The organism is Mesorhizobium sp. CC13 (assembly GCF_039907765.1).
GTDB lineage: Bacteria > Pseudomonadota > Alphaproteobacteria > Rhizobiales > Rhizobiaceae > Aminobacter.
In genome coordinates, this window is record NZ_JARDJI010000002.1 from 226870 (window position 1) to 239257 (window position 12388).

The window sequence follows — 12388 nt, forward strand, 5'->3', positions numbered from 1 at the left end:
TGCGAACAATGACGCCCGAACTCCTTTCGAGCCTCTCGCTCTCGGCGCCCGAACTGATCATCGCCGCCGGCGCGCTCGCGCTGCTGATGGTCGGCGTGTTCTCGGGAGAGCGGGCCAACACGACCGTCACCGGCCTGGCCGTCGCGCTGCTGATCGCTGCGGGTGGCTGGATGCTGGTCTTCGGCGGCGACGGTGCGGCCTACGGCGGTGCCTTCGTCTCCGATCCGTTCGCCCGCTTCATGAAGATGCTGACGCTGGTAGGCTCGGTGGTCACGCTGGTGATGTCGGTGGGGTTCGCCAAGGCCGAGAAGTTCGACAAGTTCGAATATCCGGTGCTGGTCATGCTGTCGACGCTCGGCATGCTGCTGATGATTTCGGCCAACGACATGCTGGCGCTCTATCTCGGGCTCGAGCTGCAGTCGCTGGCGCTCTACGTCATCGCCGCGATCAACCGCGAGAACGTGCGCTCGACCGAGGCAGGCCTGAAGTATTTCGTGCTCGGCGCCCTGTCCTCGGGCATGCTGCTCTACGGCATCAGCCTGGTCTACGGCTACACCGGCCACACGTCCTTCGAAGCCGTTGCCACGGCGCTGACCGGCGGCGAGCGTCAGCTCGGCCTGGTCTTCGGTCTGGTGTTCGTGCTGGCAGGCCTGTGCTTCAAGATCTCGGCGGTTCCGTTCCACATGTGGACGCCGGACGTCTATGAAGGTGCGCCGACGCCGGTGACCGCCTTCTTTGCGGCCGCCCCGAAGATGGCTGCGATGGCGCTGATCGTGCGCGTCACCGTCGGCGCCTTCGAGCCGATCGCGCCCGACTGGCAGCAGATCGTGGTCTTCATCTCCATCGCTTCGATGGCGCTGGGCGCCTTCGCCGCGATCGGCCAGAAGAACATCAAGCGCCTGATGGCCTACTCGTCGATCGGTCACATGGGCTATGCGCTGGTCGGCCTTGCCGCCAACAGCCAGGCCGGCGTCCGCGGCGTCGTCATCTACATGCTGATCTACATGGTCATGACGCTCGGCACCTTCGCCTTCATCCTGGCGATGCGTCGCAAGGACGGCAATGTCGAGCAGATCAGCGATCTGGCCGGCCTGTCGAACACCAACCCGATGATGGCGACGATCCTCACCATCCTGATGTTCTCGCTGGCCGGCATTCCGCCGCTCGCGGGCTTCTGGGGGAAGTGGTACGTCTTCCTTGCCGCCATCGACGCCCAGCTCTACGCGCTGGCCATCATCGGCATGCTGGCTTCGGTCGTGGGTGCGTTCTATTACCTGCGCATCATCAAGGTCATGTGGTTCGACGAACCGGTCGGCGGCTTCCAGCCGATGGCCGGCGAGCTCCGCCTCGTGCTCGGGCTCTCCGGTGCGTTCGTGCTGTTCTACGTGCTGATCGGCGGACCCGTCGGGCAGATGGCGGAAGCCGCTGCGAAGACGTTCTTCTGACGGCATGGGGTTCCAACTCGCACCAACGGCCAGCGCTGCCGGCTTCCGCCTGGAAGCCCATGACTCGGTAGGGTCGACGAATGCGCTGGCACTGGAGCGGGCACTGGCCGGTGATCCGGGAAAACTCTGGGTCGTCTCCAGGAAGCAGGAAAGCGGGCGCGGCCGGCGCGGGCGCAACTGGGCGACGCCGGAGGGCAATCTCGCCGCGACGCTGCTCACGATCCTGGACCGCGATCTGCAGTATGCCGCGACGCTCGGCTTCGTCGCCGGACTGGCGCTGGCCGATGCGCTCGACGCGGTCGCTCCGAACGCACGCTTTGCCGTCGGTGTCGATGGCGGCAGCGGGCAGGGCGTCAAGCGTTTCGAGCTGAAATGGCCGAACGACGTGCTCGCCTCCGGCGCAAAGCTCGCAGGCATCCTGCTTGAATCGACGACGCTTCCGCATGGGCGGCTCGCCGTCGCGATCGGCATCGGCGTCAACGTCGTCGCCCATCCCACCGACGTTCCCTATCCGGCGACGTCGCTCGCCAGCCTCGGATCCGACGTCGACGCGGAGACGCTGTTCCTCGCGCTGTCCGACGGCTGGAGCGAGAACGAAAGGCTTTGGGCCGGGGGACGGGGGCTTGCGGCAATCCGGCGGAAGTGGCTGGAGCGCGCTGCCGGTCTCGGCAGCGAAGTGGCCGTGCGGCTCGAAGGAAATGTCGTGCGCGGTGTATTCGAAACCATTGACGAGGATTGCCGCTTCGTCATCCGTGACGCTAAAGGTGAGACGGTAAAGATCGCCGCTGGCGATGTACATTTCGGCGCGGTGGCCTCGGCCGGCGCGGCCTGACGGGCCTGAAAGGAAAATCTGGTATGGCGAAAGCGGAAAACGCCGAACTCGTATTCGTGCCGCTCGGCGGCGTGGGCGAGATCGGCATGAATTTCGCCCTCTACGGCTTCGGCCCGGCCGATGCGCGCGAGTGGATCGTCGTTGACGTCGGCGTGACCTTTCCCGATGCCGGCCTGCCGGGGGTCGACCTGGTGCTGCCGGATACCCGTTTCATCGAGGAGGAGTTGAAGAACCTCCGCGGCATCGTCATCACCCACGCGCATGAGGACCACTACGGCGCGCTGCACGACGTCTGGCCCAAGCTCAAGGCGCCGGTGTGGATGACGCCGTTCACGGCCGGCTTGCTGGAAGCCAAGCGGCAGTCGGAGCAGGGGGCGCCGAAGATCCCGGTGACGATCTTCCGTGCCGGTGAAAAGTTCACGATCGGGCCGTTCGAGATCGAGGCGATCCCCGTGACCCACTCGATCCCCGAGCCGATGTCGCTGGCGATCACCACGCCGGCAGGCACCGTGATCCACACGGGCGACTGGAAGATCGATCCGGCGCCGGAGATCGGCCCGCTGACGGACGAGGCGCGTTTCCGCGCCTATGGCGACAAGGGCGTGCTGGCGCTCGTCTGCGATTCGACCAACGCCATGCGCGAGGGCGATTCGCCCTCCGAACAGCAGGTCGGGCAGGGGCTGAGGGAAGTAATCGAACAGGCCAAGGGCCGTGTCGCCGTCACCACCTTCTCGTCCAATGTCGGGCGCATCCGCTCGATCGCGGAGGCCGCGCGCGACGCCGGGCGCCAGGTGCTGGTGATGGGCCGTTCGCTCAAGCGCGTCATCGACGTGTCGACCGAGCTCGGCTACATGGACGGTCTGCCGGATTTCGTTTCCGAAGAAGATTACGGCTACATCCCGCGCGAGAACCTGGTCGTCATCTGCACCGGCAGCCAGGGCGAGCCGCGGGCAGCACTTGCGAAGCTGGCGCGCGACGAGATGAAGACCGTGGCGCTGTCGCCGGGCGATACCGTTGTGTTCTCCTCACGTACCATTCCGGGCAACGAGAAGGCGATCCTCGAGATCAAGAACCTGCTCGTCGACCAGGGCATGAAGATCATCGAGGACGGCGACGCGCTGGTGCACGTCTCGGGCCATCCTCGCCGCAGCGAACTCAAGCGCATGTACGAGTGGGTGCGACCTCGGATCGGCGTGCCCGTGCACGGCGAGGCGGCCCATCTGGTCGCCCAGGGATCGCTGATGTCGATGTCGGGTATTCCCGAGGTGGCGCAGATCCGCGACGGTGACATGCTGAGACTGTGGCCAGGTGCCGCGGAAATCATCGACCAGGTGCCGTTCGGCCGTGTCTACAAGGACGGCAAGCTCATCGGCACCGACGAAGCGATGGGCATTCGCGAACGTCGCAAGCTGTCTTTTGCCGGCCACGTTGCCGTCAACGTGGTGTTGGACGACAAATACGAACTGTCCGGCGACCCGGATCTGGTGGCCATCGGTGTCGCCGAAACCAACGCCGGCGGCGACGCGCTCGAAGAATTGATGCTTGATGCGGCAATAGGCGCCGTAGACTCCATACCCCGTGCTCGCCGAAAAGACCTCGATCTGGTTCAGGAAGCGGTTCGGCGCGCCGTGCGTGGTGCCGCCAACGAAGCCTGGGGCAAGAAGCCGCTGGTGACGGTGTTCGTCACGCGCTGAGGACAACAGGACTGAAGATGCTCGGACGTCTCAATCACGTCGCAATCGCCGTGCCGGACCTGGCGGCGGCGAGCGCCGTCTACCGGGACACGCTCGGTGCACGGGTAACCGAGCCGCAGGCGCTGCCCGAGCACGGCGTGACCGTGGTGTTCATCGACGTGGGCAACACCAAGATCGAACTGCTCGAACCTCTCGGCGACGGCTCGCCGATCGCGGCCTTCCTCGAGAAGAACGCGGCAGGCGGCATGCACCATGTCTGTTACGAGGTCGACGACATCCTGGCCGCACGCGACCGGCTCAAGGCTTCCGGCGCGCGCGTGCTCGGCGACGGCAATCCAAAGATCGGCGCGCATGGCAAACCGGTGCTCTTCCTGCACCCCAGGGACTTCCAGGGCACGCTCGTGGAGCTCGAACAGGCATGACCTGGGTTTCAATCATTGCGATGTACTTCGTCTTCTGGTGGCTGACCCTGTTCGCCATCCTGCCATTCGGCCTGAAGACGCAGGACGAGGACAACGACGTTACCCTCGGAACGGTGTCGAGCGCCCCGCGCGGCCCGCATATGTTGAGGGCGATCTTGTGGACGTCGGTGGTGACGGCCGTCCTGATGGGCGGCTTCTTCGGCATCACACGCGGGCTTGGGTATTCGTTCGACGACTTCCCGAACTTCCTGCCGGAACTTAGATAACGGGACCTGGCAGCATTGTTTAGGAAGTCCGCCTAAGCTGATGTTCGGGCAAAAAAAATGCAAGGCGCGAGGCCTTGCAATTTAAACGCGTCCGATCTGCTTTCCGGTGTCCGGCGGCAGCGAGTTACCGCGCCTAGATCGCATCCTCCCAAGACTTTGACCGCGTAGGAGAGCGGATTTTTTCTCCGCCCTCTCGGTTATCGGGGCACATTAGACCAAGCGGAAATGAATTGTCACGCGGTATTTTGCTTCCATAGGAGCAATCCTATGCTGCATTGCACAATCCGCGGGCAGTCGTTGCCGGGCAAACGATCAGGGCATTCTGACGCGACGGGAAGCTGAGTGCGCGGGTTTCCATTCGGCCATGAAATGGCTATGAAGCGCGTTCAAGCAAGCCTCACCAATCTGCCGATTCCGGCACTTTCGCTTCATGGAACACTCGATGCGTCTGTCGCGCTATTTCCTGCCCATCCTGAAAGAGAATCCTCGCGAGGCGGAAATCGTTTCGCACCGGCTGATGCTGCGGGCGGGCATGATCAGGCAACAGGCCGCGGGCAGCTTCTCGTGGCTGCCGCTCGGCAAGCGTGTGCTGGACAAGGTCTGCCGGATCGTGCGCGAGGAACAGGACCGGGCCGGGGCGCTGGAAATCCTTATGCCGACCATCCAGTCCGCCGACCTGTGGCGCGAGAGCGGCCGCTACGACGACTACGGCAAGGAGATGCTGCGCATCAAGGACAGGCATGAGCGCGACATGCTGTTCGGCCCGACCAACGAGGAGATGGTGACGGAGATCTTCCGTTCCTACGTCAAGTCCTACAAGGACCTGCCGCTCAACCTCTACCACATCCAGTGGAAGTTCCGCGACGAGGTGCGTCCGCGCTTCGGCGTGATGCGCAGCCGCGAGTTCCTGATGAAGGATGCCTATTCGTTCGACCTCGACTACGAGGGCGCGAAGGCGGCCTACAACCGGATGTTCGTCTCCTACCTGCGCACCTTCACGCGCATGGGCCTGCAGGCGATCCCGATGCGCGCCGACACCGGCCCGATCGGCGGCGACCTCAGCCACGAATTCATCATCCTGGCCGATACCGGCGAGAGCCAGGTGTTCTGCCACCGCGACTTCCTCGGCCTGCCGGTTCCGGGCGCCGAGACCAACTTCGGCGACGACGCCCAGATCGGCGGCATCGTCAAGGAATGGACGACGCCCTATGCGGCGACCGAGGAGATGCACGACGAGGCGGCATGGGCCAAGGTGCCGGAAGGCGACAGGCTCTCGGCGCGCGGCATCGAGGTCGGCCACATCTTCCATTTCGGCGAAAAGTACTCCAAGCCGATGGGCGCCAAGGTGACCGGCCCCGACGGCAAGGACCACTTCGTTTCGATGGGCTCCTACGGCATCGGCCCGAGCCGCCTGATCGCGGCGATCATCGAGGCGAGCCATGACGAGAACGGCATCATATGGCCGGAGGCGGTGGCGCCGTTCGACATCGGCCTGATCAACATGAAGGTCGGCGACGGCGACTGCGACCGCATCTGCGGCGAGCTCTACGAAGCCTTCGCCAAGGCAGGCAAGGACGTGCTCTACGACGATACCGACCAGCGCGCGGGCGGCAAGTTCGCCTCAGCCGACCTGATCGGCCTGCCGTGGCAGGTGATCGTCGGTCCGCGAGGGGCTGCCGCCGGCGAAGTCGAGATCAAGAACCGCAAGTCCGGCGAGCGCGAGACGCTGCCGGTGGCGCAGGCGCTGGCCAAGCTGGGCGCCGGCGCATGAACAAAGTGGCGGGGGCCAAGCCGTCCGGAGCGGGGCCATTCTCGGTGTTCGAACGTATGGTGGCCTGGCGCTACCTGCGGGCGAAGCGCAAGGAGACGGTGATCTCGGTCATCGCCTCCATCTCCTTCCTCGGCATCATGCTGGGCGTCGCCACGCTGATCGTGGTGATGGCGGTGATGAACGGCTTCCGGGCCGAGTTGCTGACCCGCATCCTGGGCGTCAACGGCCACCTGATCGTGACGCCCGTCGACAATCCGCTCGAGGACTATGCGGCGGTCGCCGACCGCATCAACGGCGTGGCCGGTGTCAAATATGCCATTCCCCTCGTGGAAGGGCAGGTGCTGGCGCAAGGTGGCGTCGGCAGCGGCACGGGCGCGCTGGTGCGCGGCATCAGGGGCGATGACCTCGGCAAGGTGACGATTGTCGCCAACAACATCAAGCAGGGCTCCATCGTCGGTTTCGACGGCAGCGAAGGCGTCGTCATCGGCAAGCGCATGGCCGACAGCATGGGGCTGGTGCTCGGCGAGAGCATCACGCTGATTTCGCCGGACGGCGACGTCACGCCGCTGGGGACTACGCCCCGGGTCAAGTCGTACCCGATCGTCGGCATCTTCGAGGTCGGCATGTCGGAATACGACAGCTCGATCATTTTCATGCCGATCTCCGAGGCTCAGCTCTACTTCAATTCCGAGGGCAAGGCCGGGTCGATCGAGATCTATGTCGACGACCCGGACAATGTCGACGCGCTTCGGGCAAAGGTGGAGGAGGCGGCACAAAGGCCGATCTTCATGACCGACTGGCGCCAGCGCAACCAGACCTTCTTCTCGGCGCTGCAGGTCGAGCGCAACGTCATGTTCATGATCCTCACGCTGATCGTGCTGGTGGCCGCGCTCAACATCATCTCGGGCCTGATCATGCTGGTGAAGGACAAGGGCCACGACATCGCTATCCTGCGCACGATGGGGGCCACGCGCGGGGCGATCTTGCGCATATTCCTGATGACCGGCGCGGCCATCGGCGTGACCGGTACCGTCGCCGGCGTCGTCCTCGGCATCGTGATCTGCCTCAATGTCGAGCGTATCCGCCAGTTCTTCTCCTGGCTGTCGGGCACCGTGCTCTTCAATCCCGAGCTCTATTTCCTCAGCCAATTGCCGGCCAAGATGGACGTGGGCGAGACGGTTTCCGTGGTGCTGATGGCGCTCGTGCTGTCGTTCATTGCAACGCTGTTCCCGGCATGGCGCGCAGCCAGACTCGATCCGGTCGAAGCGCTGAGGTACGAGTGATGGCCGCCCCCGTCATCGAACTCAAGGGCGTCGAGCGCCATTACGAGCAGGGATCGCGTCGGCTGACGATCCTCAGCGGCACCAATTTCTCGCTTACTCCGGGGGAAATGGTGGCGCTGGTGGCACCGTCGGGTGCCGGCAAGTCGACGCTGCTGCACACCACGGGCCTGCTGGAGCGGCCGGACGGGGGCGACGTCATCGTCAATGGCCGCGCCTGCGGTCGGCTTTCGGACGACCAGCGCACAGCGATCCGGCGCAATGACATCGGCTTCGTCTACCAGTTCCATCATCTCCTGCCGGAATTCTCGGCGCTCGAGAACGTGATGATGCCGCAGCTGGTGAGAGGTCTGAAGCAGTCGGAGGCGAGCGCGAGGGCTGCCCAACTGCTCGACTACATGAAGATCGGAAAGCGTGCCCAGCACCGGCCGGCAGAGCTTTCCGGCGGCGAGCAGCAGCGGGTGGCGATTGCCCGCGCGGTTGCCAATGCGCCCCTGGTGCTGCTGGCGGACGAGCCGACCGGCAATCTCGACCCGGTAACGGCGGGATATGTGTTCGACGCGCTTTCGGCGCTGGTACGGCAATCGGGCCTCGCTGCGCTGATCGCGACCCACAACCATGAACTTGCCGCACGCATGGATCGCCGCGTGACCCTGTCCGAAGGCAAGGTCGTGCCGCTGCGCTAGGCGTCCCGCCGCTCGCGCACTCATCAGCCGCATGATGGACGGGTCTATCCCTCCGACCCGTCCCTGCCGCCAAGATCCCGGCCATTTGGGCGATCCTTAACGGATTGCGGCGGCGCTCGCCCTTCTAAATCCTTTGTTTACCGTCGATTCGCTGGCCGCCGCATGAAGCGGCCGGAGTGCAATGGCATGCGTTGACATTTGAACTAAAAGAGAACAAATTGAGAACATATTAAAAACAGGAGCGAGTTATGACCGATCTTATCCAGGACGTCGTCTCGATGGTCTGCATGAGCACCTTCCTCGTCACCATGGCGCTGTGGATCGGCGCGCTCTGAAGCGGGCGCTTGCCCGGATGCCAATCCGGGTCTGGAAAGACGGGCCGCGGGGACATCCCCGAAGCCTAACGCAGGACGGGCGATCGCCTTGTTCGTCAAGCGCCGTGGGCAGACGACCCGGAAGCAGGTCAGGCACTCTTGCGGGTCGTGTCGACGGTCGAGTTGGCCGGCCCGAATATCTCCTCGAATGCGATCTTGAGCGCGACGTCGAGATCCTGCATCTGCACCGGAAGCCCGAGGTCGACCAGGCTGGTGACGCCATGCTCGGTCACCCCGCAGGGCACGATGCCGGAAAAATGGCCAAGGTCCGGTTCGACATTGATGGCGATGCCGTGGAAGCTCACCCAGCGCCGCAGGCGGATACCGATGGCGGCAATCTTGTCCTCGGCGGGCGTACCGTCGGGCAGGGGCGGGCGGTCGGGCCTGACGACCCAGACGCCGACGCGGTCCTCGCGCCGTTCGCCTTTCACGTTGAAGGCTGCGAGCGCCTCGATGATCCAGGCTTCGAGGGCGGCGATGAAGGCGCGGACGTCCTCGCGTCGGCGCTTGAGGTCGAGCATGACGTAGGCGACGCGCTGGCCGGGGCCATGGTAGGTGTATTCGCCGCCTCGTCCTGACTTGAATACCGGAAAGCGGTCTGGGTCGACGAGATCCTGTTCCTGGGCACTGGTGCCGGCGGTGTAGATCGGGGGGTGCTCGACGAGCCAGACCATCTCGCCTGCGGTGTCTTGGCGAATCGCATCGGCTCGCTCCTCCATGAAGGCGAGGGCCCGATCGTAGGGCGTCAGCCCCGGTTCGATTCGCCATTCGACGGGGACCGAGCCCGGTAGGGGCAGGAACGACGTGGCGATCTGGCTGCGTTCGGTCATTTTCAGGGTCCGTTGTTGCGCCAGATATGGCGGCTGATGCCGGAAAGGTCCAGTGCGGAGCCTCCTGGCAGACATTTCTTGGGCAAGTTCGCCGGCTTCCCCAAGGGCAAGCAAGAATGATGGACGAATATCGTTCAGGACGCTTGTTTCCCCGGAAACGATTTGCTACATGCCGCGAGCCGGTTCGGACCGGCCCTTTCGTGACGTGCGGTCGTGGCGGAATTGGTAGACGCGCAGCGTTGAGGTCGCTGTGGGGCAACCCGTGGAAGTTCGAGTCTTCTCGACCGCACCAGTCACTCTCCAGTGACATTTCGCTTCGATGCGTGGTCATGAGGCCACGATGAGGAGCGGCTTGGAAATTTCCAAGCCGTCGCGTTTTTCCGAAGATTTTCCAAGAGATTGCCGAGCGTTCCTGCCATTCAGGATCGCATTGCGCGCGTGGCTGTACCACGGCAAGGAAAGGCCCGCCCGGAGCGGGAGGAGAGGCTCCGGGCAGGCTACGCCGACTGCTCAGCGGCCGCGCCAGCCCAGCAGGCGCATGGCGTTGGCGGTGACGAGCACCGTGGCGCCGGTGTCGGCGAGGATCGCCGGCCACAGGCCGGTGAGGCCGGCGATCGTCGTCACCAGGAACACGGCCTTGAGGCCGAGCGCGATGGTGATGTTCTGGGTAATGTTGCCCATCACGGACTTGGACAGGGCAATCATGTCGGGGATGTCGGAAACCCGGCCGTGAAGGATGGCGGCGTCGGCTGTCTCGAGTGCCACGTCCGTGCCGCCGCCCATGGCGATGCCGAAATCGGCGGCGGCAAGGGCCGGCGCGTCGTTGATGCCGTCGCCGACCTTGGCAACAACCTGACCGTTTTTCTGCAGCTCGCGCACGAAGTTCTGCTTGTCGTCGGGAAGCAGGCCGGCGCGGACATCTATGCCGAGACCCTTGCCGATCGCCTGCCCGGTGGCTTCGTTGTCGCCGGTCAGCATCACGGTAGCGATCCCTTCCGATTTCAACCTTGCCAGGGCGGCGATCGCATCGGAACGCGGCTCGTCACGCATGGCAAGCAGGCCGGCCGCCTGGTCGTCGACCAAAAGCACCGAGACGGTCTTGCCGTCGGCGTTGAACGCGGCGATCCGCTGCTTCAATTCGGACGAAAGGGCGCCCAGTGCTTCGGCGGCCCCGGGGGAGGCCAGGAAAACCTGCTCGCCGCCAACGTTGCCGGTCACACCCTTGCCGGGGACGGCCTTGGCCGCCATTGCCGGCGGCACGGGTGCGCCGTCCGCCTTGGCGCGGGCGAGGATGGCGAGCGCCAGCGGGTGGCTGGAGCCGGTTTCGAGCGCCGCGGCAAGCGAGAGCACCTTCGCCTCGGGGCGGCCGACGCTGACGATATCGGTGACCTTGGGCTTGCCCTCGGTCAGGGTTCCGGTCTTGTCGAGCGCCACCGTGGTGACGGAGCGCATCCCTTCGAGCACCGCGCCGCCCTTGAGCAGAAGCCCGCGGCGCGCACCGGCTGAAAGACCGGCGGCGATCGCGGCCGGCGTCGAGATCACCAGCGCGCACGGGCAGCCGATCAGAAGGATGGCGAGGCCCTTGTAGATCCATGCCGACCAATCGCCTCCGCCGACGAGCGGCGGCAGGATGGCGACGAGCGCGCCGACCACCAGCACCGCCGGCGTGTAGTAGGTCGAGAAGCGGTCGATGAAGCGTTCGGTCGGTGCCTTGCTCTCCTGCGCCTCTTCGACCAGCTTGATGACGCGGGCGATGGTGTTGTCGGCCGCCGCAGCCGTCACCCTGACCTTGAGCACGGCATCGGTGTTGATCGTGCCGGCGAAGATCGCGTCACCAACGGATTTCGATTTCGGAACGCTTTCGCCGGTCACCGGCGCTTCGTCGAGCGTGCTCGTGCCTTCGACGATCATGCCGTCGGCGGCGACGCGGTCGCCGGGGCGGATCAGGATAATCGATCCGACCTTCAGGCCTTCCGCCGGCACCTCCCGGGTGGTGCCGCCTTCTTCGAGCAGCGCTGTCTTGGGCACCAGGTCGGCAAGGCCCCGGATGCTGGCGCGTGCCCGCCGCGCGGCCACACCCTCGAGAAGCTCGCCGATCAGGAACAGCAGCACCACCATCGAGGCTTCCTCGGTGGCGCCGATGAAGACCGCGCCGACCGCGGCGATGGTCATCAGCGTTTCGATGGAGAACGGCGTGCCGGTCCGGGCGGCGGCAAGGGCACGGCGCGCCACCGGAACGAGACCGACCGCGAGCGCCACCAGGAAGGCCCAGTGGCCAAGCTGCGGCATCAACTGACCGATCGCATAGGCGGCGATCAGGGCCACGCCGCAGGCGATCGTCAGCTTCGCCTTGCGCGACGACCACCAGGGACCTTCGTCGAGGTCGAAATGGGCGTGGCCCGTCGTTTCGTCCGCCGTGCCATCGCCATGGGCGTGGCCGGTCGACGTGCCATTGTCGTGGCCAGCATGGTCATGGGCGCCGTGATCGTGGCTGCAGCCCGGCCCGTGCACGTGCCTGCTCGAGCTGCTTTCGTTCGGCCGCGCCGCGCCGAGTTCCGCGACTGTATAGCCCAGTGCCTTGACCTGACGGGAAATCTCCGCCGAGGGAGCCTGACCCTTGTGGGAGACGGTCATGGTACCGGCTGAAACCGAGATGCCGACTTCGGTGATGCCGGGCAGGCGGGTGACCGCATTCTCGATCTTGGTTGCGCAGGAGGCGCAATCCATGCCGCCGACGCGGAAACGCGTCTTGGCGATGCTGGCATCATTCATAATCGGTCCTTTCATC

The 12388-nt window shown here is 65.0% G+C and carries 10 protein-coding genes and 1 tRNA gene; 9 read left to right on the forward strand and 2 right to left on the reverse strand.

The annotated features are described in order from the left end of the window. Nucleotides 1-8 precede the first annotated feature (8 nt). The 8 genes from nuoN (at nucleotide 9) to PV773_RS04180 (ending at nucleotide 8396) form a co-directional block, all read left to right on the forward strand. Nucleotides 9-1445: an NADH-quinone oxidoreductase subunit NuoN gene (gene nuoN / locus PV773_RS04145; RefSeq protein WP_347965123.1), complete on the forward strand. Its 1437-nt coding sequence runs from the start codon at nucleotides 9-11 to the stop codon at nucleotides 1443-1445. A gap of 4 nt (nucleotides 1446-1449) precedes the next feature. Then, nucleotides 1450-2277, forward strand: coding sequence for a biotin--[acetyl-CoA-carboxylase] ligase (locus PV773_RS04150; protein ID WP_347965124.1), 828 nt, complete (start codon nucleotides 1450-1452; stop codon nucleotides 2275-2277). 23 nt (nucleotides 2278-2300) lie between these two features. Next, nucleotides 2301-3971, forward strand: a complete 1671-nt coding sequence (locus PV773_RS04155) for a ribonuclease J (protein WP_347965125.1) — start codon at nucleotides 2301-2303, stop codon at nucleotides 3969-3971. A 17-nt stretch (nucleotides 3972-3988) separates the two neighbouring features. Next, a complete protein-coding gene (gene mce, locus PV773_RS04160) occupies nucleotides 3989-4393 on the forward strand; it encodes a methylmalonyl-CoA epimerase (RefSeq protein ID WP_347965126.1) in 405 nt (134 codons plus the stop codon). Beyond that, nucleotides 4390-4659, forward strand: coding sequence for a DUF1467 family protein (locus tag PV773_RS04165; RefSeq protein ID WP_347965127.1), 270 nt, complete (start codon nucleotides 4390-4392; stop codon nucleotides 4657-4659). The genes mce and PV773_RS04165 overlap by 4 nt, the downstream gene beginning before the upstream one ends. 442 nt (nucleotides 4660-5101) lie before the next feature. Then, nucleotides 5102-6430 carry a proline--tRNA ligase gene (gene proS / locus PV773_RS04170; RefSeq protein WP_347965128.1) on the forward strand — a complete coding sequence of 443 codons (1329 nt, stop codon included), beginning with the start codon at nucleotides 5102-5104 and terminating at the stop codon, nucleotides 6428-6430. Beyond that, nucleotides 6427-7713: a lipoprotein-releasing ABC transporter permease subunit gene (locus tag PV773_RS04175; protein ID WP_347965129.1), complete on the forward strand. Its 1287-nt coding sequence runs from the start codon at nucleotides 6427-6429 to the stop codon at nucleotides 7711-7713. Before proS ends, PV773_RS04175 begins: the two co-directional genes overlap by 4 nt. Then, on the forward strand, nucleotides 7713-8396 hold the full coding sequence (locus PV773_RS04180; RefSeq protein ID WP_347965130.1) for an ABC transporter ATP-binding protein: 684 nt from the start codon (nucleotides 7713-7715) through the stop codon (nucleotides 8394-8396). The genes PV773_RS04175 and PV773_RS04180 overlap by 1 nt, the downstream gene beginning before the upstream one ends. Nucleotides 8397-8859: 463 nt before the next feature. Here the strand turns inward: PV773_RS04180 and lipB are convergent, their stop codons facing one another. Then, complete coding sequence (lipB, locus tag PV773_RS04185; protein WP_347965131.1) at nucleotides 8860-9600, reverse strand: lipoyl(octanoyl) transferase LipB; 741 nt, start codon at nucleotides 9598-9600, stop codon at nucleotides 8860-8862. Nucleotides 9601-9807: 207 nt separating this feature from the next. Here lipB and PV773_RS04190 point away from each other — a divergent pair. Further along, nucleotides 9808-9892: transfer RNA gene (locus PV773_RS04190), tRNA-Leu, on the forward strand. 218 nt (nucleotides 9893-10110) lie between these two features. Here the strand turns inward: PV773_RS04190 and PV773_RS04195 are convergent. Then, entirely contained in the window at nucleotides 10111-12372 is a 2262-nt protein-coding gene (locus tag PV773_RS04195) for a heavy metal translocating P-type ATPase (protein WP_347965132.1), read from the reverse strand. Between the last annotated feature and the right edge of the window lie 16 nt (nucleotides 12373-12388).

Excerpts from the sequence above, each read along its gene's own strand:
- lipB (WP_347965131.1), bottom strand. The coding sequence starts at position 9,600 with ATGACCGAACGCAGCCAGATCGCCACGTCGTTCCTGCCCCTACCGGGC.
- PV773_RS04175 (WP_347965129.1), top strand. The coding sequence starts at position 6,427 with ATGAACAAAGTGGCGGGGGCCAAGCCGTCCGGAGCGGGGCCATTCTCG.
- PV773_RS04195 (WP_347965132.1), bottom strand. The coding sequence starts at position 12,372 with ATGAATGATGCCAGCATCGCCAAGACGCGTTTCCGCGTCGGCGGCATG.
- PV773_RS04165 (WP_347965127.1), top strand. The coding sequence starts at position 4,390 with ATGACCTGGGTTTCAATCATTGCGATGTACTTCGTCTTCTGGTGGCTG.
- proS (WP_347965128.1), top strand. The coding sequence starts at position 5,102 with ATGCGTCTGTCGCGCTATTTCCTGCCCATCCTGAAAGAGAATCCTCGC.
- PV773_RS04150 (WP_347965124.1), top strand. The coding sequence starts at position 1,450 with ATGGGGTTCCAACTCGCACCAACGGCCAGCGCTGCCGGCTTCCGCCTG.
- nuoN (WP_347965123.1), top strand. The coding sequence starts at position 9 with ATGACGCCCGAACTCCTTTCGAGCCTCTCGCTCTCGGCGCCCGAACTG.
- PV773_RS04180 (WP_347965130.1), top strand. The coding sequence starts at position 7,713 with ATGGCCGCCCCCGTCATCGAACTCAAGGGCGTCGAGCGCCATTACGAG.
- mce (WP_347965126.1), top strand. The coding sequence starts at position 3,989 with ATGCTCGGACGTCTCAATCACGTCGCAATCGCCGTGCCGGACCTGGCG.
- PV773_RS04155 (WP_347965125.1), top strand. The coding sequence starts at position 2,301 with ATGGCGAAAGCGGAAAACGCCGAACTCGTATTCGTGCCGCTCGGCGGC.